General features: G+C 40.7%; 13 protein-coding genes. 11 read left to right on the forward strand and 2 right to left on the reverse strand.

What is annotated here, in order from left to right; genetic code table 11:
• The first annotated feature begins 362 nt into the window (after nucleotides 1-362).
• From BLQ57_RS02820 to BLQ57_RS02830, 3 genes are all read left to right on the forward strand, one after another.
• Nucleotides 363-1,865, forward strand: a complete 1,503-nt coding sequence (locus BLQ57_RS02820) for a sensor histidine kinase (protein WP_139162646.1) — start codon at nucleotides 363-365, stop codon at nucleotides 1,863-1,865.
• A 90-nt stretch (nucleotides 1,866-1,955) separates the two neighbouring features.
• Complete coding sequence (locus tag BLQ57_RS02825; RefSeq protein WP_087939191.1) at nucleotides 1,956-7,415, forward strand: PAS domain S-box protein; 5,460 nt, start codon at nucleotides 1,956-1,958, stop codon at nucleotides 7,413-7,415.
• Between the two features lies 1 nt (nucleotide 7,416).
• Nucleotides 7,417-7,821 (forward strand): response regulator, encoded by a 405-nt coding sequence (locus BLQ57_RS02830; protein ID WP_087939192.1) that lies wholly within the window; start codon nucleotides 7,417-7,419, stop codon nucleotides 7,819-7,821.
• A 50-nt stretch (nucleotides 7,822-7,871) separates the two neighbouring features.
• Here BLQ57_RS02830 and BLQ57_RS02835 read toward each other — a convergent pair whose 3' ends face one another.
• On the reverse strand, nucleotides 7,872-8,774 hold the full coding sequence (locus BLQ57_RS02835) for a YitT family protein (protein WP_087939193.1): 903 nt from the start codon (nucleotides 8,772-8,774) through the stop codon (nucleotides 7,872-7,874).
• 224 nt (nucleotides 8,775-8,998) lie between these two features.
• Here BLQ57_RS02835 and BLQ57_RS02840 point away from each other — a divergent pair, with 224 nt between their 5' ends.
• From BLQ57_RS02840 to BLQ57_RS02855, 4 genes are read left to right on the forward strand one after another with little or no spacing between them, the layout of a single operon-like run.
• Nucleotides 8,999-10,426, forward strand: coding sequence for a circularly permuted type 2 ATP-grasp protein (locus BLQ57_RS02840; RefSeq protein WP_087939194.1), 1,428 nt, complete (start codon nucleotides 8,999-9,001; stop codon nucleotides 10,424-10,426).
• Between the two features lie 11 nt (nucleotides 10,427-10,437).
• A complete protein-coding gene (locus BLQ57_RS02845; protein WP_087939195.1) occupies nucleotides 10,438-11,418 on the forward strand; it encodes an alpha-E domain-containing protein in 981 nt (326 codons plus the stop codon).
• Complete coding sequence (locus BLQ57_RS02850; RefSeq protein ID WP_087939196.1) at nucleotides 11,415-12,158, forward strand: proteasome-type protease; 744 nt, start codon at nucleotides 11,415-11,417, stop codon at nucleotides 12,156-12,158. Before BLQ57_RS02845 ends, BLQ57_RS02850 begins: the two co-directional genes overlap by 4 nt.
• Before the next feature lie 3 nt (nucleotides 12,159-12,161).
• The gene (locus BLQ57_RS02855; RefSeq protein WP_087939197.1) at nucleotides 12,162-13,013 is read left to right on the forward strand and encodes a transglutaminase family protein; all 852 of its coding nucleotides are present in this window, start codon (nucleotides 12,162-12,164) and stop codon (nucleotides 13,011-13,013) included.
• An 8-nt stretch (nucleotides 13,014-13,021) separates the two neighbouring features.
• Here the strand turns inward: BLQ57_RS02855 and BLQ57_RS02860 are convergent, their stop codons facing one another.
• Nucleotides 13,022-13,798: a hypothetical protein gene (locus tag BLQ57_RS02860; protein ID WP_087939198.1), complete on the reverse strand. Its 777-nt coding sequence runs from the start codon at nucleotides 13,796-13,798 to the stop codon at nucleotides 13,022-13,024.
• 160 nt (nucleotides 13,799-13,958) lie between these two features.
• Between BLQ57_RS02860 and BLQ57_RS02865 the strand changes: the two genes are divergently transcribed.
• From BLQ57_RS02865 to BLQ57_RS02880, 4 genes are all read left to right on the forward strand, one after another.
• Nucleotides 13,959-15,188, forward strand: a complete 1,230-nt coding sequence (locus BLQ57_RS02865) for a PepSY-associated TM helix domain-containing protein (protein WP_087939199.1) — start codon at nucleotides 13,959-13,961, stop codon at nucleotides 15,186-15,188.
• Nucleotides 15,189-15,419: 231 nt separating this feature from the next.
• Nucleotides 15,420-16,022: a c-type cytochrome gene (locus BLQ57_RS02870; RefSeq protein WP_087939200.1), complete on the forward strand. Its 603-nt coding sequence runs from the start codon at nucleotides 15,420-15,422 to the stop codon at nucleotides 16,020-16,022.
• 167 nt (nucleotides 16,023-16,189) lie between these two features.
• Nucleotides 16,190-16,858 (forward strand): response regulator transcription factor, encoded by a 669-nt coding sequence (locus BLQ57_RS02875; RefSeq protein WP_087939201.1) that lies wholly within the window; start codon nucleotides 16,190-16,192, stop codon nucleotides 16,856-16,858.
• Nucleotides 16,855-18,237 (forward strand): sensor histidine kinase, encoded by a 1,383-nt coding sequence (locus BLQ57_RS02880; RefSeq protein WP_087939202.1) that lies wholly within the window; start codon nucleotides 16,855-16,857, stop codon nucleotides 18,235-18,237. The genes BLQ57_RS02875 and BLQ57_RS02880 overlap by 4 nt, the downstream gene beginning before the upstream one ends.
• The last annotated feature ends 49 nt before the right edge of the window (nucleotides 18,238-18,286 follow it).

Raw genomic sequence — 18,286 nt, forward strand, 5'->3', positions numbered from 1 at the left:
TGAAACTTTTCAAAGCCTACCGGATAATCTAGGTGGGCTTTTTTTTTGTTACATAATTCCATCTTTATTTCCGATGCCAATCGGTCTTTTTATTTTTATTTCACCAATTAAAGTTTTGTGATAAAAGTCATATACAACAAATAATTTTTTTGATTACATTTCTCCCATTATAAAATATCACCCTTCTTTCAAAATTTCTTATAAGCAAAAGATACAGAACTTTTAATAAAGTGGGTTATCGGTGCTTTTTCTAAATTTTTTCAGCAAAAGATAGATATCGTCCTTTGGTTCATGTTTTTTTCCAAGGCTATTCAGAACTTTCGGGGATATTAAAGGATAGGAATATACTAAGATGGACAGCTATGAATAAAAAAAATGAGCCTTCTGTAATAAAGTACCTCGATGGTAAGAAGATAGTCATTGATTTGAATTCTGAATTTGGCAGGACTTTTAAATTCGCGGCTATCGGCATGGCTTTGGTAGATCAAGAAGGAAGATGGATCATAGCAAACAATAGTCTTTGTAAGCTATTGGAATACAGTCAGGAGGAACTGCAGAAGCTTACTTTTCAAGACATCACCCACCCGGATGACTTGGAGAAAGACCTGGAGAAGGTTAGAAAATTGTATGGAAAGGAAATTGATTCCTATCAGATCGAAAAACGCTACATCACTCAATCAGGCCGTATCCTTTGGATCAATTTGAGCGGTTCGGCAGTATGGAATGAAGATGGGTCATTTCGCTATTACATCGCCCAAATTCAGGATATTACTAAGGAAAAAGAGGCTGTGGAACTACTTGCTGAGAAAGAGAGTCTTTTTCGAGGTATATTCAATTCTACCTTTCAGTTTATCGGTTTTTTAAATACTGAGGGTCTGGTCTATGAGGCCAATCAAACGGCATTAAACTTTGCTGGACTGAAACCGGAGGATGTCATAGGTAAAAACTTCTGGGACTGTTATTGGTGGCAGATTTCTCCTAGCACCCAGAAGAAACTTAAGAAAAGTATCAAAAAGGCTGCAGCAGGCGAGTTTATTCAGTATGAGGTAGAGGTGTGGGGGAGAGACCGTACGCCATCCACTATTTTGTTTAATCTGAAACCTGTCTTTGGGGAATCCCATGAGGTGATAGCCTTGATCGCGGAAGGCAGGCTGATTCAAGATATAGTAGATGCTAGGAATGCACTGATTCGGAATAATGAAGAGCTTGAGCAATTTACCTCCATCGCCTCCCACGATTTGAAAGAACCCCTCCGGATGGTAAAGAGCTTTGGCCAGTTACTTCAACGCCATTATGCGGGAAAGTTGGATGAAAAGGGCCAGCAATACATTGGTTTTATGCTAGATGCTGTGGGGCGTATGGGTTTGCTGATTGACGATCTGCTAGAATACAGTAGAGTGGGTGATGAACTGACCGGAAAAGAAGAAATAAATACCCAGGAATTGATTCAAGAGGTACTAAACTTATACACTGATTTGATTGAGGGAAAAAGTGCGAAAATTTATTTTTCAGAACTTCCTAAAATTAGGGCAAAGCGGGTACCGATGAAGCTTTTGTTTCAGAATCTCATCGGCAATGCATTGAAATACCAAAAAATAGGTGAATTGCCATTGATCAAAATTGTAGGTGAGGATAAAGGTTCTTTTTGGAAATTTAGCATTAGTGATAATGGCATCGGAATTAAAGAAGAATACCAAAAAGAGGTGTTTAAATTATTCCGAAGATTACATACCAATCAGGAATATAAAGGTTCGGGTATGGGCTTGGCGATTTGCAAAAAGGTAGTCAATCAGCATAAAGGTGAAATATGGTTAGAGTCTGAAGTTGGGAGAGGAAGTACTGTTTATTTCACTTTGAAAAAGTAGTAAAATTTTAAGAGTAGATACTATTTTTTGATTTATATTGAAAGGTACATAGATGGAGTTAAGATTATAGTGTGGATTTAATTAAAAATCATGAGTAAGCAAAGTGCTGATTGGTATGGGGACAATGACTCTAACGAATACCGGAACGCTCCTGATTATCAGAATTATGGCCTCTTGGTATTTGACTTGAAGGGAAAGCTTCTCAAGGTGACGGATTCATGGAAGATTTTTTCCAGTACCTTGGGATTGCCTGATTCTTTTAAATTTGGAACTATTAAAGATCTGAAAAGTGGAGGGAAAGCACTGATCAGCGATCAAGTCTGGCAAGTTATTTTGACTCATGGACACTGGAAGCAGTCAGTTTTTCTAGACGGTCAAACTTACAATAAATCGATTTTAGTAGCTGCAAATCTAGGCTTTAGTCATGAAGGAGAGCCAAATTCGGTTAGCTTAATTTTTGAAATACACCACTTGGGATCAGAACTTTCCCGGATGGAAAAAATGCTCAATCAAGGTGTAGAAATGATTGCAGTTTTGGATCCTGAAGGACATTACCTATATAATAGCCCCTCTTATACGAATATGATGGGTTATCAGATCGATGAATTGAAGGGTTTTTTGGCTTTTGACTTGGTTCATCCTGATGATTTGGCGCGGATTAAAGAGGAGTTTCATCGAATTTTTTCAGAAAATAAAGTCACGGCAAGTCCCTATCGAATCCGGCGAAAGGATGGTACCTATCTATGGCTGCAGTCAATTGGGACCAATATGCTTGATGATCCCGACATTCATGGGATTATAGTTACGAGCTCAGAGGTTTCTGATTTGATCAAAATTGAAGAAAGCCTAAAGGAGTCAGAGAGCCGATACAAATACCTTTTTGAAAATAATCCTGCCTGTATCTATGTGTGGGATTTGGAGACCGATGAAGTACTCGATTGTAATCAAAGAGCACTGAAGCTTTATGGTTATACCCGGGAAGAATTTTTCGGAATGTCAGTGATGGATCTCCGTCCCCCGGAGGATATTCCTCGCATTCAGAAATTAAAAAAAGGATTGAAAGGCTACTCCAATTATGGGGATAATAGTTTTCACGGTACATCCAGGCATTTTACCAAGGACAGACGACTGATTGACGTTGAAATCAACGGTCAGATGATTTATTTTAAAGGCCGGAGGTCCTCTTTTATTACGGTACATGATATCACGGAGAAAGTCCAGGCAGAGAAGAAGCTTCTGGAGTCTGAAGAAAAGTATCGAACAGTATTTGATCTGAGTCCGATACCCAAATGGGTATTTAAAAAAGGGACTTTTGAGATTGTCGAGGTAAATGATCAAGCCTGTGATCAGTATGGATACAGTAGAGAAGAATTTTTGAAACTAAAGATAGATCAGCTTTTTGATACTAAAGAATTTGAGCGATTTTCTCAAAAAATAGAAAATGTAGAAGAAAATCAATTGCTTCGTGAACGTCCACTGAAGCACTTTACCAAGCATGGAAAGCTTCTTTATGTGGAGTTTACTTGTAAAGAAGCTAAATTTTTGGGACAAGAGACTATGATCGGTTTGGCGATAGATCAGACCAATCAGGTTATTGGAGATCGATTGGAGGAGCTGGAAATAAAACTTTTGGAAGAATCGATGGCGGGGACCCAGCCAGTTCAGGAAATTCTCACCAACTTCCTTCAAGGCCTAGAGTACATTGGAGTGGATAGGAGAATGGCTGTCATCAAAGTAAAAAATGTAAAATTAAGACCTTTTGCAGCCCCTTCTTTTGCTCAGCGAGATTTTAGCTTTTTGGACGAGCCTTCTTCCCTGGCCCAACTTGGGCCTTTTGGAAAGGCGGTTTTATCAGGTGAAGGTCAGGTTTCAGCAATCAATAAGCATCAGATTAGTGCAAATTTTAAAACATTTTTAAATGAATTTGGAATCCGTACCTGTTGGGTACAGCCGATTTTTGATTCCAATAAAAAAGTAATGGCCCTATTTACGGTGCTATTCAAACAGATTGTCACCGCGGATGATCGGGATTTGGAATACTTGCAAAGATTCACTTCCCTTCTCGGAGTGGTGATGGAAAAAGACGCAAATTCTCAAGCACTTATTCTCAGCAATGAGCGCTATAACTTTGTGAATTTGGCTACCAACGATATTTTCTATGATTGGTACGTGCAAGATGATCGACTTTTCTGGGGAGGAAGTTTCGAGAAGGTTTTGGGTTATAAACTTTCTGATGAGATTTATTCTATTGAAGATTGGGAGAGTAAGGTTGTTGAGGAGGATAGAAATAAAATTTTGGAGCAGGTATGGCAGTCGGTTATCGATGAAAGAAGAGATCGGATTTATCTTTCTTACAGGATGATAAGAGCTGACGGGCAAGTGATTTATGTCAATGAACGTGGGTTTATCAGCCGTGACAAATGGGGCAAGGCGATCCGTTTTGTAGGTGCGATTAATGATGTGACCAAACAGCGGATGGAGGAGCAGCGACTCTTACTGATGGAAAGTGTAGTCACTAATACCTCCGATGCAGTTTTAATTACGGAGGCATACCCTTCCAATTATCCAGGGCCTAAGGTGATTTTTGTCAATGAGGCCTTTACTCAAATGACGGGCTATCAGCCTCATGAGATTATCGGAAAGACACCTAGGATTTTACAGGGTAAAAAAACAAATCAATCTGAGCTCGATAAGCTTCGTTTGGCAATTACGAACTGGGAAAGTTGTAATACTACAACCATTAATTATAAAAAGAATGGAGATGAGTTTTGGGTAAACTTTTCGATCAGTCCTGTGTCAGACGAAAATGGATTGTATACGCATTGGATTTCTATCCAACGGGATGTCACAAAGCAGAAAATTGAAGAAACCACAAAAGAAATCATCGCTGATTCAGTGCGCTTTTTTGGGAATGAGGAGCGATTCAAAGGGTCACTGTATAACACCATCGATTATTTGGTCAAATTTGGTGGGTTCGATTTAGGAGAAATTTGGCTCATCAATGAGGACCGCACTAGGATCAATCTGATGGCAAAAGCATATAACTCTTCCTTGGGCAAAAGATACTATGAAAGAGAGACTGCCTGGCATAGTTATGAAATAGGAGAAGGAATCCCCGGTGCGGTATGGCAAAAGGAGGAGTCGATTTATCTTCCGGATCTCTCAGGAGTGCAAGGAAAGAGAAGAGAGAACGCACTTAAATCAGGTATTCGGGCCGTGTTTTCCACACCTCTGAAAGTCAATGGGGAGCTGATTGGAGTGGTTTCTTTTGCATCGGATGATCCAGCCAAAATATCCAAGATTACACTGACTATCCTAGAGTCTATTTCAGAGGATCTAGGAGCTCAAATTCGGCGTAAAAAAATCGAAGAGGAGTTGCTTCAACTTTTCGATTCAACTCAGACAATAATTTGTGTTCTAGGTTTTGATGGAAAGCTGAAAAACATCAACGAGGGGATGGTCCGACTAACGGGTTTTAGTAAGGAAGAATTAATTAAAAGTAGTCTTGTTGAGTATTTTCCAGAAAATGAGAAAAATAAATTCCAGGCTATCTGGGATGAAATCATCAAAGAAAAAGCCACCAAACAATTTCAAAGTAGACTAAGCACCAAAAATGGAGAGGAGGTTTGGCTGGAATGGAGTAGTACTGTCTACCTAGAGGAAGAGTTGGTCTACCTGATGGCCAAAGACATCTCCGAAGAGCAAGAGCTTCAGTCCCTTTTAGAAAGTGCCAATAAAATGGCTCGAATTGGATTTTGGGATTGGGATGCCATCAAGGACGCTCAATATTGGAGCCCGATTACCAAAGAAATTCATGAGGTGGAGCCGGACTATGTGCCCTTGATCGAAAATGGCATCAAGTTTTATAAAAAGGAAGCCATTCCTGTGATCACCGATCATTTTACCCGATGCATGACAGAAGGTGTTCCCTATGATTTGGAACTTCCTATCATCACTGCCAAAGGAAATGAAATCTGGATACGAACTCAAGGGCAGGCAGAGTTTAGAAATCAAAAGTTGATAAGAGTCTTTGGTACCATTCAGGATATTACTCCTCTGAAAAAGGCTAAACTAGAATTACAATCAGCTTTAGAAGAGAAAAATAGGATCTTGGAGAGTATTGGTGATGCCTTCTTATCTGTAGATAAGGATTGGAATATTACCTATTGGAACAAGCAGGCTGAGGATATTTTCAAGCATAAACGAGAAAAAGTATTGGGTACCAATGTTTGGGACGCATTCCCGGAGTTGACCCAAACTCGGATTCATCAAACCTTCCTTGATTTGATGGGTACTAACGATCCTGTACAGATGGAGGAGTATTTTTTCAAGGAGCAGCGATGGTATGAGCTTAATGTCTATCCTTCTTCCATGGGGATTTCTATTTATTTAAAGGATATCACGCTTAGAAAGCTAGCAGAAGATCTGATCCGTCAATCCAATGAACGCTTTGAAAAAGTCACTCAGGCCACTCAGGATGCGATATGGGATTGGGATATATCAAAAGATACTTTATACTGGGGCGAAGGCTTCAAAAAATTATTTGGTATTGATCATCAGCAGGAGAATTTGAATTTCGAAAACTGGGAATCTGCTATTCATCCTGAGGATCAGGAGCGAGTCAAAACTACTCTCAATCAGCATATTCAAAACCCCAATCAGGAAAAAATTCAAAATGAATACCGTTTTGCTAGAGCGGATGGTAGGTATGCCGATGTGATTGATCGAGCGATAATCATCCGGAATAGTAAGGGAGAGGCTAATAGGATAATAGGAGCTATTTCGGATATTTCTGATAGGAAGGTATTTGAAAATTCTCTTAAATCCCTCAATGAAAAATTAGAAGCTCGAGCCCATGAGTTGGCCCTATCCAATGCCGAGCTGGAGCAATTCGCCTACGTGGCCTCTCATGATTTGCAGGAGCCCCTGCGGATGATCTCTTCATTTCTCTCCCTGTTGGAGCGCAAATACAAAGATAATCTCGATGAAAAAGCCTTGGAATACATTCATTTTGCCGTAGATGGTGCCAAGCGGATGCGACAGGTAATTTTGGATCTTTTGGAGTTTTCTAGAGTAGGTAGTCATTTGGAGCAAAAAGAAACCTTTCAGCTAGCCGAAGTAGTAGATGAGGCGATCAAGATGCAGCGAAAGCTTGTTCAATCAAAAAATGCCTCCATTAGTATAGGAAAGCTGCCCAAGTTAAAAAACTACCGGACTCCCATACTTCAAATTTTTACCAACCTCATCAATAATGCGCTTAAATACGGTCGACCTAATGTGCCAGTAGAAATTGAAATTGAATGTGTTTCGCGCGGAGAAGTTTATGAGTTTTCGGTTCGTGATAATGGTATAGGAATTCCCAAAGACAGTTTTGATAAGATATTTGTTATTTTCCAAAGGCTTCATTTAAAAAATATTCACGCAGGGACGGGTATAGGACTGTCAGTAGTAAAAAAAATCATTGAAAATTTTGGAGGAAAAATATGGTTGGAATCTACGGTAGGTGAGGGTACTGCCTTTTATTTTACACTTCCTAAAAAATTACCTTAATATGAAAACCTATCAATTACTTTTGGTGGAGGATAATGAGGGGGACGTTTTGTTGACCTCAGAGGCTCTGGAAGAAGCGGATTTTCCCTTTGAGATAAAAATAGCGAGAACGGGTAAAGAAGCGATTGATCTTCTGCAGGATCTTTCCAGAGAAGATTTGCCTGATTTGGTGATTTTGGATATTAACCTTCCTGTCAAAAATGGTTTCGAGGTATTGAGAGAAATCCGAGGTAATCCAATTACTGTTGATCTCCCTGTTATGATTTTATCAACCTCTTCTAATATGGAAGATAAGCGGAAGGCTAATAAATATGACCCTAAAATATTTTGTAGCAAGCCTACTGAGTTTAGTGAGTTTGAAGTGTTGGTGCAGACGATCAAATCAATTTTGCAGGAAGGGAAATAAGCCTTTCCTACAAAGAGATAAATCCCCTCAATCAATCGAATCTTGGACCGCTAGTGTAGCGGTCTTTTTTTGATCATTCCTCCTTTGGTGTCTTTGATCGGGTATTGAATCACAAAGGCTTTGGGGTCAATTTTCTCGATTTCGGTCAGCACACGGGTGACTTCTAGTCGAGTCACTACGCAAAACAAAACATGGCGATCCGGATTTTTAGCCTTTTCACCAAAACCCCCGTCTGCTTTGAAGGCCGTCACTCCCCTACCAAGGTCATAGGTGATTTTATCTTTAATCTCATCGGAGTGATTGGATACAATCATGACTCCTAGGTATTCTTCCACTCCATTGATAATGAAATCTACCGTCCTAGATGCGGAAAAATAAGTGAGCATAGAATACATCGCTGTCTCCAAGTTGACAATCAAGGCTGCCACGATAAAGAGAAAAACATTAAATACTGTAATAAAATCACCTACAGTCAAACTAGACCGACGAGATACTTGAATCGCCAGGACTTCTGTACCGTCGATCACCGCACCTCCTCGTATCGAAAAGCCGATACCACTGCCTAAGAAAAAGCCTCCAAAAACTGCAATTAGCAACTTATCTGCGGTGATAGTGGGTAACTCTATGTAATGAACTAAAAGAGCAAGTCCTAAAATTGCCACGGTACTTTTGATAGCAAATCGAAGCGATACTTGCCTGTAGCCTAGATAGATAAAGGGTAGGTTGACCAAAAGAATTAAAATCGAAAGGTCCAAGGGAGTGACCATCTCAAGGAGAAGAGAAACTCCCATAGCTCCGCCATCAAAAAAACCATTCGGTAGCAGAAATCCTTTGAGCCCTATACTAGCCATCACCACACCGATACCAATAAAAAGGACATCTTTGACCTGCCTCCAAACCGTGACTCGCTGCACCCAAGCTGCATCTTGTATATTCAGTATACGCTTTACCATAAGTCAAAAATACCATTTCTCCTTAATAGCGCGATTAAATTTTGATATCATATCGATTTGAGGAAAAAAAGACAATAAACTTATCCGCAGAACCATTTAACAATAAGTAAAAAAGCACATTTAAGGAATTGCCCTAAAAATTAAGCGTATTAGCCTAATTTCATCTTAAAAATTTGATTTCAAGGTTATTTTTTTATCTTATGGTTGGTTTTTAAATAAAAAACATGAAGACAGAAGGGTATAAAAGTGACGAGCATTTTGATGAAATGTTTGACTCAGAAGGTAAAATCAGACCACACTACGAGGAGTATTTTCAGTATCTAAATAAGGCTTCGCCAAAAAAAATGAATCAATTGCAGCATTCTGCCAACAAAGCCCAAAAGGCGATGGGAATGACCTTCAATGTATATCATGATAATCAAGGCTTGGAAAAAATCCTTCACCTAGACATAGTTCCTAGGATTATTTCCAATTCGGAGTGGAAAAAACTAGAAGCTGGTTTGAAGCAGCGGATTCACGCCCTGAATTTGTTTTTGCAGGATATCTACAATGATCAAAAAATCTTAAAGGATGGAATTGTCCCATCGGAGCTTATTTTAGGCTCTTCAGATTTTCTGAAGCCCTGTATGGGGCTCACACCTCCCAAAGGCATCTGGTGTCATATCACCGGTACAGACTTGATTCGGGATAAAAACGGTGAATATTACATTCTAGAAGACAATCTCAGGTGCCCTTCAGGAGTCTCTTATATGCTTGAAAGTCGCGAAATCATCAAAAGAGCTTACCCTCAGCTATTTAATGATGAGGGGGTAATGCCTGTCTCGGATTATCCGGCTAAGTTGCTTAAGATGCTTCAGTTTTTATCAGACAAACCTAAACCTGTGGTAGGTGTATTGACACCTGGCATTTACAATTCGGCCTATTTTGAGCATTCCTATCTGGCTCTTCAGATGGGAGTGGAGCTAGTAAACGGCGTAGATCTCATAGTCAAAGATAAGGTCGTCTATATGCAGACTACAAAAGGCTTGGAGCAGATCGATGTCCTTTACCGTCGAATTGACGATTCCTTCCTAGATCCTTTGACCTTTAATCCTGAGTCTATGCTTGGAATACCTGGGATTTTTGAAGCATATAAGGCAGGAAATATCGCCTTTGCCAATGCTCCTGGGACGGGGGTAGCTGATGATAAGGCAGTTTATGCCTATGTTCCGAGAATTATTAAATATTACCTGGACGAAGATCCCATTTTGAATAATGTACCGACTTACCTCTGTAGAGAGGAAGAGGATCGGAAGTATGTCCTAGATCATATTGAGGAGCTGGTGGTCAAAGAAACCAATGCAGCAGGAGGCTATGGGATGCTGATCGGGCCCAAATCCACGAAAGAAGAGCATGATAAATTTCGTCAGCTCATAAAGGATAATCCCAAGAATTATATCGCCCAACCCACCCTTTCTCTTTCTACGGTTCCTTGTCTTACGGACAAAGGAATAGATGCCCGACACGTAGATTTGAGACCTTATATTTTATATGGAGATGAAATAGAGGTGATTCCCGGTGCGCTCACTAGAGTGGCTCTGAAAAAAGGATCTTTGGTCGTGAATAGCTCCCAAGGTGGGGGTAGTAAAGATACCTGGGTATTGTATAACTAATCAAAACAAACATGCTAAGTAGAGTAGCGAGTCATATCTATTGGCTAGGTAGGTATCTGGAAAGAGCCGAAAACTATGCCCGATTTATTGATGTTAATTTTAATCTGATGCAGGATCTTCCGGCAGGCTTAAAGGAACAATGGGAGCCTTTGGTCATGGCTACAGGGGATTTAGAATTGTACCAGAAAAAATACAATGATTTTGAAAGAGATCAGGTCATGTATTTTTTGACTTTTGATCCTGAGAACTCCAATTCCATGCTTTCGGCTGTGACCAATGCAAGGGAAAATGCGAGGATTATCAGAGAAAATCTAAGCAAAGAAACCTGGGAAAAAGCAAATGAACTGTACTACATGATGCAGGCTGGCCTAGATAAGAAGATTTGGAAAAAAGAAGATCCTAGGCAGTTTTACGAGCAGGTCAAAAATCAAATACTTCTGCTTTACGGACTGGCGGATGCCACTGTGGCACGTACGGAGGGTTGGTATTTTAGGCAGTTGGGACAGCTGTTGGAGCGTGCCGATAAAACCTCGAGAATTCTCGATGTGAAATACCATATTTTGCTTCCCTCGGTATATGAGGTAGGGACTCCGATGGATTTTCTCCACTGGATGGCGCTGCTGAAGTCGGTGACTGGATTCAATACCTATCGAAGGCTATATGGAAATATAGATCCTTCAGGTGTAGTAGAGTTTCTGATGCTCAATAAATATTTTCCCAGATCTATTTACTTTTGTATCAAAGAAGCGGAACGATGCTTGCACTGTATCTCAGGAAGTAGCTCAGATGGATTTAATAATTCTGCCGAAAAAGCGATGGGAGAACTACGCTCCCGATTGGAGTATTCGGAGGTAGAGGATATCATTGCTGTGGGTCTTCATGAATATTTAGATAAACTTCAGCTAAAAATCAACCATATTTCCGATCTCATTGATGTGAATTACTTCCGGATCAAGGATAATCACGTCTCACAATCTCAATCACAAGCATGACCTTCTGTTTAGGTATTAAAACCAAAAATGGCCTTATAGGCCTCTCAGATACCAGAATTACTTCCGGTAGCGAAACCACAACTTCCAAAAAAGTCTATGTGGTAAATAAGCAAAAGCACTCTTTCTTCATCATGACCTCCGGGCTTCGATCGGTCCGGGACAAAGCGATCACCTATTTTTCTGAAGTCATCGAACAGCAGGACGATTCTTTTTCTAAGCTCTACCAAGCAGTAAATGAATTTGGAAATCAAGTCAAGATAGTCGCCAAAGAAGACAAAGTACATCTAGAAGAAGCCGGATTAAATTTTAATCTTTTTTCCATTATCGGAGGACAATTGAATGAAGACTCAGAGCCTAAACTCTACTTGTTATATCCCCAAGGCAACTGGATCGAAATCCGAAGAGGAACGCCCTTTGTCATTATCGGCAATTCAGGTTTTGGAAACCCTGTTTTGAAGCGATCGCTTCAGTTTGATGATTCACTAGAATACGCCTTGAAATGTGCCTTTTTATCTTTTGATGCGACACGGATCTCCGCCAATGATGTGGATTTTCCCATCGATACCGTCATACTGAAAAATGATGAATACCTGATCAAGGAAAAGCGATTTGGAGAAAAGGAATTGGAACACATTTCTACTTTTTGGAATGAACGTCTAAAAAGTGCTATTGCTGACCTCCCTTCAGAGGTGCTCAGTAGTGCTTTCGAGGACAGTCCTATTTACAGTCAAGACCATTAAATTATGAGAGTTCAAGTCAGTCATCTTTCGAGGTATGATTACAGCTCTGAGGTGACACTTGGAATGCATCAGCTGTTTCTACAGCCGCAGTTTAGGCCTTATTTCCGCGTCTTAGAAGAAAGCTTTACCATACACCCTTCTCCAGATGGACAAAATTATCGTCAGGATGCATTGGGGACCTGGTACAAGCAAGCTTGGTTTTCTGAACCAACTAATCACTTGAAAATTACTACAGAATGGCTTTTTGAGCTTATTCCTCATAATCCTTTTGCTTTTATAATTGACAAGGGATTTGAGGACAAAGCTTGGAATCATCCACAGTTTCTTTTTCACTACGAGGGGCATGAGCTTTTTGTGCAAGCATACAAGAGCAATTACTCCAATGACTCCTTTTTGAATTATCTCATGCCAATCAAAGAGAAATCAACTGGTTTGATTGATTTTTTGGTCAATTTGACGCAGGAGATTTATCAAAATTGGTCGCATGAAATCCGCCATGAGCAAAATATTTGGCAGGCGGGTTTTACTTTTTCTCAAGGAAAAGGCTCCTGTAGAGACTTATCCCTGATGCAGATGGAGCTACTTAGAATTCTAGGCTTGGCTTGTCGGTTTGTAAGTGGCTATGCTTTTAACCCCGATCTTGAGGATGGTCACGAACTTCACGCATGGATGGAGGTTTTCCTTCCGGGTGCAGGTTGGATAGGTTTGGACCCAAGCTTGGGCTTGCTGACGGATCATCGATACATTCCTTTGGCGTGTCATGCAGATCCTGAGCGCACCTTGCCCGTTCAGGGAACTTTTGGAGGGGTCTCTGATTCTGCATTAGAAACTCATGTGGATATGAAGTTGATCTAGGCGTGAATTTAGTTCGCTCTTACTGCCGCTTTTTCAGGCATTTCAAAGATACTATTTTCCAATTCATCCTCTGTCAAAACCAGCCCGGCTATGCTGACTTGGTTGCGAACCTGTAAAGCAGTATCCCCTTCGATGAGGTATCCCGTAATCAGTCTTGGGAAAATCATACCCTCGGTTTCTCTGTAGTCCTCGTATTTCATTCCGCTCATGATAGGGTTAGCGGGATTGAAGAATGTTACCTGATAGAGGACCCATTCTAATCTTCCTGTCTCTGGATCAATCAGTACCTCATAACTATTGGCAGGCCCACGATAGCCCTTTTCAGAAGACTTCACTTCCAGCCGTTCATAATTTTTCCCATTGAATAGTCTGTCGGTGCTTTTGGATACGCTGAGACTCGTATCCGTAAGGATGTAAGGCATACTGTAGAAGAAGAAATACAAGTTGTGGTAATAGTCAACCGACTGCCCTCCAAAAGCTTGGCGATTGGGACTGACCCAGATTCCTTGACCGTCATTTCCCACTTGAAATCCAGCCGCATCGATCCGAGCCTTGCGGTCCGTTAAATTAAAAAAGTGGTTTTCCTGCTGTAGATTACTTTCATGAAACAGGGTGTAAGACATGCCTTTGGATTGGAGCCATTTCTGCCAGTCACCATGTGCGTCTAATAACTTTTTGAGTTCTTCGGGTTGATTGAGGCGAACGTCTGGTTGATTTTCCCCGCAAGACAAAAGGAGCAAGGTCCAACAAGAAACAAGAATTAGGGTGAGGGTTTTATTTTTCATTTTTGGGCAATTTGAATTTGAAGATAGGAAGTCGAAAGGGATCTGTGGATATTTTGCCTTTCCTTTTCAAAGAAATCTAAGTAGGAATATTTTTTTTAGAATTAATCTTAATAATAAAAATCTTTTGTCTTAATTTTGACCAAATCTAAATAAAGACAGTATGGCAACTCCTTCTTCCCTTTGGAAACCCATCCGGAAAGTTTTTGATAAGATCCATTTGTATGCTGGGCTAGCTTCTGGCCTGATTGTAATTGCTGTTTGTCTCAGTGGTACGATCTACGTGTACAATACAGAAATCAAAGAATGGGCTGATTCGGAGAGGTATTTTGTGGAAGTAGAAGGAGAGCGGAAATCTTTGGATGAATTGAAAAATGGACTACAGCAGAGACTCGGAGGGGAAGTCACGGGGCTTTTCGTATACGGAGACTCAGATCGATCTGTACAGATGACGCTGTTGAAAGAGGGAGAAAAGGGTAGAGGAACTACTTATTTTGTGAATCCCTACTCAGGAGAAATTTTGGCTGATAATACTGAGCAAACTGCAGCAGAAGAATTTATGAGAACCCAGTTTTCTCTTCATCGCTGGCTCTTGATCGACAGAATAGAAGAACCAATCCTCGAGAGTATGGGCAATCGTGAGTTGGGTCGATTGATCAATGGGATAGCCACCTCACTGTTTTTGTTGGGAGTGATTACGGGGATCGTGATTTGGGTACCACAAAAAGCCAAAACTTGGAAACAGGGATTAAAAGTAAAATGGTCCGGTAATTGGAAAAGAGTTAATCATGACCTGCACAATACATTGGCTTTTTATTCCTTGATAGCACTTTTTATCATGTCTGCTACGGGACTGTTTTGGTCTTTTGAGTGGTATAGAGAGGGATGGCAAAAGACTTGGGATACCTACCAAGCCCCTAGTGCCAAGGTGGAGGAAAAATCAGAAGAACCCATGAACACTCCTGGTCCGGCTTTGGACTTTTCTCTGGATCAAGCGCTCACTAAAGCGAATGAGCAGCTAGACTATTCGGGTAATTGGAGGATTTCCTTGCCAAACGATGATCAGACTCCTATCGGTTTTAGTAAATACAGAACAGGCTTTTTTGCTCGCTCGGGAGCGGATCAAATCACTTTAGATCAAAAGGATTTTTCAGTTGTGGAAGCTAAGCTATTCTCAGATATGCCGGTCAGGCAGAAGATCGGTCGCTCGGTCAAAAGCCTACATACAGGCGAGATTTTCGGGACTTTTTCCAAGTTTTTATGGTTTGTCGCCTGCTTGATCGCTACTTCGTTACCTATATCAGGGACCTTGATCTGGTGGAATAAACGAAAGAAGAAAAAAAGACCTGTCAAAAAACAAAAATTAGAAAAGAAGGTGGCTGAAATGGCCTGATCATATTCCTTCTTGTAGAAGGCTAACCATACTTTGAGAGTGATAGCTTTCCGGAATTTGTCGGGATATTGGCTTTGGGCAGCCTTTAGGTTGTTTTTGAGGCTGTGATTTATTCCTTGTTTTATCTTTTTTGACACTTTAACCCTTATTTTCATCACTTTATCTCAGAGAAGTCTGAGCTGTTTAGAATTGATTTAGCTTGATAATAATTTCAAACTAAATCAATCAGCCATGTCTTATGAAAGAAGATTATTTTCCTCTACAGTGCTCATCATATCGAGCTTTTTTTATTTCTCTTGTCAAAATCAAGAGGAGGGAGAGGAATTGGAGCCTATTGCTGAAGCCCAGGTGGATTCTCACCAAGAGCTTTTAGAAAGAGGAAAGTATCTGATAGAAATTATGGGTTGCAATGACTGTCATTCGCCCAAAAAAATGGGTGAAAGGGGTCCTGAGATTATTCCGGAACTTGCCCTATCAGGTTTTCCAGCTGACAGACCAATCTTAAAATTTGAAGACCCGCTGATCAAAGAAGGTTTTGGGATGATGTATCCAGATTTGACTGGAGCAGCAGGACCTTGGGGGCTTTCTTTTGCAGCTAATCTCACTCCCCATGAAACAGGTCTAGGGAACTGGACCTTGGAGCAATTTACCATTGCTTTGAGAGAGGGTAAATCCAAAGGAATTCGAACCAACCGTATGCTGCTTCCCCCAATGCCTTGGCAGAATTATGTTGGGATCAAGGATGAGGATATCGCGGCCTTATTCGAATATTTGCAAAGTATTCCTCCTGTAGACAATAGAGTCCCACAGCCGATAGAACCACAAAGTATGTGACCTAATGTCAAAAAAATAGATTGCTGATCAAAGGGTTGTGCTTTTTAAACAAGGGCATGGCCTATTTTTTATGGATTTTGTGAATTGAAAATGCTTTGAAGCAAAAAATAAGAAGAAATTAAGCTTTATTTTTTTTAGCTCTCGCGGAGAAAAGTTTACTTTAATCCATGAGAATTTTAATCGTAGAAGATGAGGTGGGTATCTCTAGCTTTCTCAAACAAGGACTGGAGGAAGAGTCCTTTGTGGTGGATGTAGCCGAAAATGGAAAGACAGGGTTTGAACTGGCTATGTCTGGTGTGTACGATCTTTTATTGCTGGATTGGATGCTTCCAGGTATGAGTGGAATAGAACTTACCCGACAGTTTCGGCAAGATTTTCCAGAGACGCCGATTATTTTTCTTACTGCAAAAGATACAGTGGACGAGACTGTTTTTGGCTTGCAGTCCGGAGCCAATGACTATATCAAAAAGCCCTTTCATTTTGGAGAACTTCTGGAAAGAATTCGGGTACAGCTTCGTAAAAAAGGGACTCCAACCGAAGTTCTCGAATTGGGTACTATCAAATTATATCCTCAAGGTTTTCGGGTGGTCAAAGGGCAAGAAGAGATCATGCTCACGCAAAAGGAATTTGCACTGCTCGAATACCTCATTAGGAATAAAAACAAAGTTTGTCGAAGAACTCGTATCATCGAATCAGTCTGGGATATTCACTTCGAATACAATACCGGAGTAATCGATGTGTTTATTAATTCATTACGAAAGAAATTGGGTCTAAAAAAGGAAGAAGACTACATACAGACAATAAGAGGGGTAGGCTATATGGCTAAGGAACTATGAATCTTTCATACAAGGAGCGGATTGCCCGTAGGCTGACGGGTGTGACGGCACTCATTATCTTGGGGGTATTTGCTATTATTTATTTGGTGGTTCATATTACTGTAGTCAATACTATCGATCGAGACTTGCAGCTGGAAACAGACAAGCACAAGAATCAGATTTTTTTGGTCAATGGTGAGATTCGTTTTGTTCATAAGAACGAATGGCAGGAGCAAGAGCACAGTCAGCTTCAAATCAACCCCATCTTTATTGAGATTGTAGATACGGAGGGTGAAAGTATGGATCGCTCTCCCAATCTTCAGAATAATCACCTGAGCTTTTATCCTGAAAGGGCTGGAAGCGGTGAGGCATGGACGGTCAAGGCAGGCTCAAGGGAACTGCGACAAATGCAGATTCCTCTGATCAATCAAGGAGTTAAGGAAGGGTATTTATTAGTGGCTAAATCTTTTACAGATGCTAGAAAGACACTGTCAAACCTAAGGAATGTACTCCTCATTCTTTATCCATTGATTTTGATTTCTCTCTTTCTGACTATGAGGTATCATGCAGATCAGAGCATCGACCCTTTGCGTCAGATTATAAGAAAAGCCAATCAAATCACTCAGTCTAATCTCAATGAACGAATCCCTCAAAATGGGCCAAACGATGAAATAGGGCAATTGACACAGTCAATTAATGGTCTACTGAGCAGACTGGAGCAGGCGATAATCAGAGAGAAGCAATTCACTTCAGATGCCTCTCATGAACTCCGGACTCCACTGGCGGTCCTTCGAGGAACCTTGGAAGTATTGATCCGAAAGCCTCGAAGTACAGAAGAGTATGAGCTGAAAATCCAAAGTGCCCTGCAGTCCATCGACCGTATGAGTGATATTATCAATCAGTTACTAGCTTTGGCACGAACCGAAAGCGGAACAAATATGGTCAAGGAGGAAGTTGAGTTGATTACGCTCTGTGAAGAAATCGCGGATGAACAAGCCAAGGAAAAAGGAAGAACTATCCGTTTTGAATCAGCAGTAAGTGCTCCCATTTTTATCATGTGTAATGAGAAGTCTCTTCGAATGATTCTTAGAAATCTACTGGCTAATGCCTTCAAATATTCTCCTCAGGAGTGCCCTGTCCGGCTTAAGGTGGGCTATCTCGATGGGCGAGCCATAGTTCAGGTCATAGATCAAGGCGAAGGGATTTTACCTGAGAATTTAACCAAGATTTTTGACCCATTTTTCAGACAGCAGAGTGCCTTGGAATCCGGTAAACCGGGTACGGGTTTGGGCTTGGCAATAGTACGCAAGTTAGCAGATGAGGGTGGTTTAGAGGTGTCAGTCAGGAGTGAATTGGGCAAGGGAAGTGAATTTACTATTCTTTTTCCGCGAATATCTTAAGGGAATCTTAAGATGTTCCTAAGCTGTCTTTAATTCCCATTTCGGACTT

Origin of the sequence: Algoriphagus faecimaris (assembly GCF_900101705.1) — a bacterium.
Lineage (GTDB): Bacteria > Bacteroidota > Bacteroidia > Cytophagales > Cyclobacteriaceae > Algoriphagus > Algoriphagus faecimaris.

Coding starts and splice junctions, on each gene's coding strand:
- BLQ57_RS02840 (WP_087939194.1), top strand. CDS start 8,999: ATGAAGACAGAAGGGTATAAAAGTGACGAGCATTTTGATGAAATGTTT.
- BLQ57_RS02820 (WP_139162646.1), top strand. CDS start 363: ATGAATAAAAAAAATGAGCCTTCTGTAATAAAGTACCTCGATGGTAAG.
- BLQ57_RS02870 (WP_087939200.1), top strand. CDS start 15,420: ATGTCTTATGAAAGAAGATTATTTTCCTCTACAGTGCTCATCATATCG.
- BLQ57_RS02880 (WP_087939202.1), top strand. CDS start 16,855: ATGAATCTTTCATACAAGGAGCGGATTGCCCGTAGGCTGACGGGTGTG.
- BLQ57_RS02835 (WP_087939193.1), bottom strand. CDS start 8,774: ATGGTAAAGCGTATACTGAATATACAAGATGCAGCTTGGGTGCAGCGA.
- BLQ57_RS02860 (WP_087939198.1), bottom strand. CDS start 13,798: ATGAAAAATAAAACCCTCACCCTAATTCTTGTTTCTTGTTGGACCTTG.
- BLQ57_RS02855 (WP_087939197.1), top strand. CDS start 12,162: ATGAGAGTTCAAGTCAGTCATCTTTCGAGGTATGATTACAGCTCTGAG.
- BLQ57_RS02850 (WP_087939196.1), top strand. CDS start 11,415: ATGACCTTCTGTTTAGGTATTAAAACCAAAAATGGCCTTATAGGCCTC.
- BLQ57_RS02875 (WP_087939201.1), top strand. CDS start 16,190: ATGAGAATTTTAATCGTAGAAGATGAGGTGGGTATCTCTAGCTTTCTC.
- BLQ57_RS02865 (WP_087939199.1), top strand. CDS start 13,959: ATGGCAACTCCTTCTTCCCTTTGGAAACCCATCCGGAAAGTTTTTGAT.
- BLQ57_RS02825 (WP_087939191.1), top strand. CDS start 1,956: ATGAGTAAGCAAAGTGCTGATTGGTATGGGGACAATGACTCTAACGAA.
- BLQ57_RS02845 (WP_087939195.1), top strand. CDS start 10,438: ATGCTAAGTAGAGTAGCGAGTCATATCTATTGGCTAGGTAGGTATCTG.
- BLQ57_RS02830 (WP_087939192.1), top strand. CDS start 7,417: ATGAAAACCTATCAATTACTTTTGGTGGAGGATAATGAGGGGGACGTT.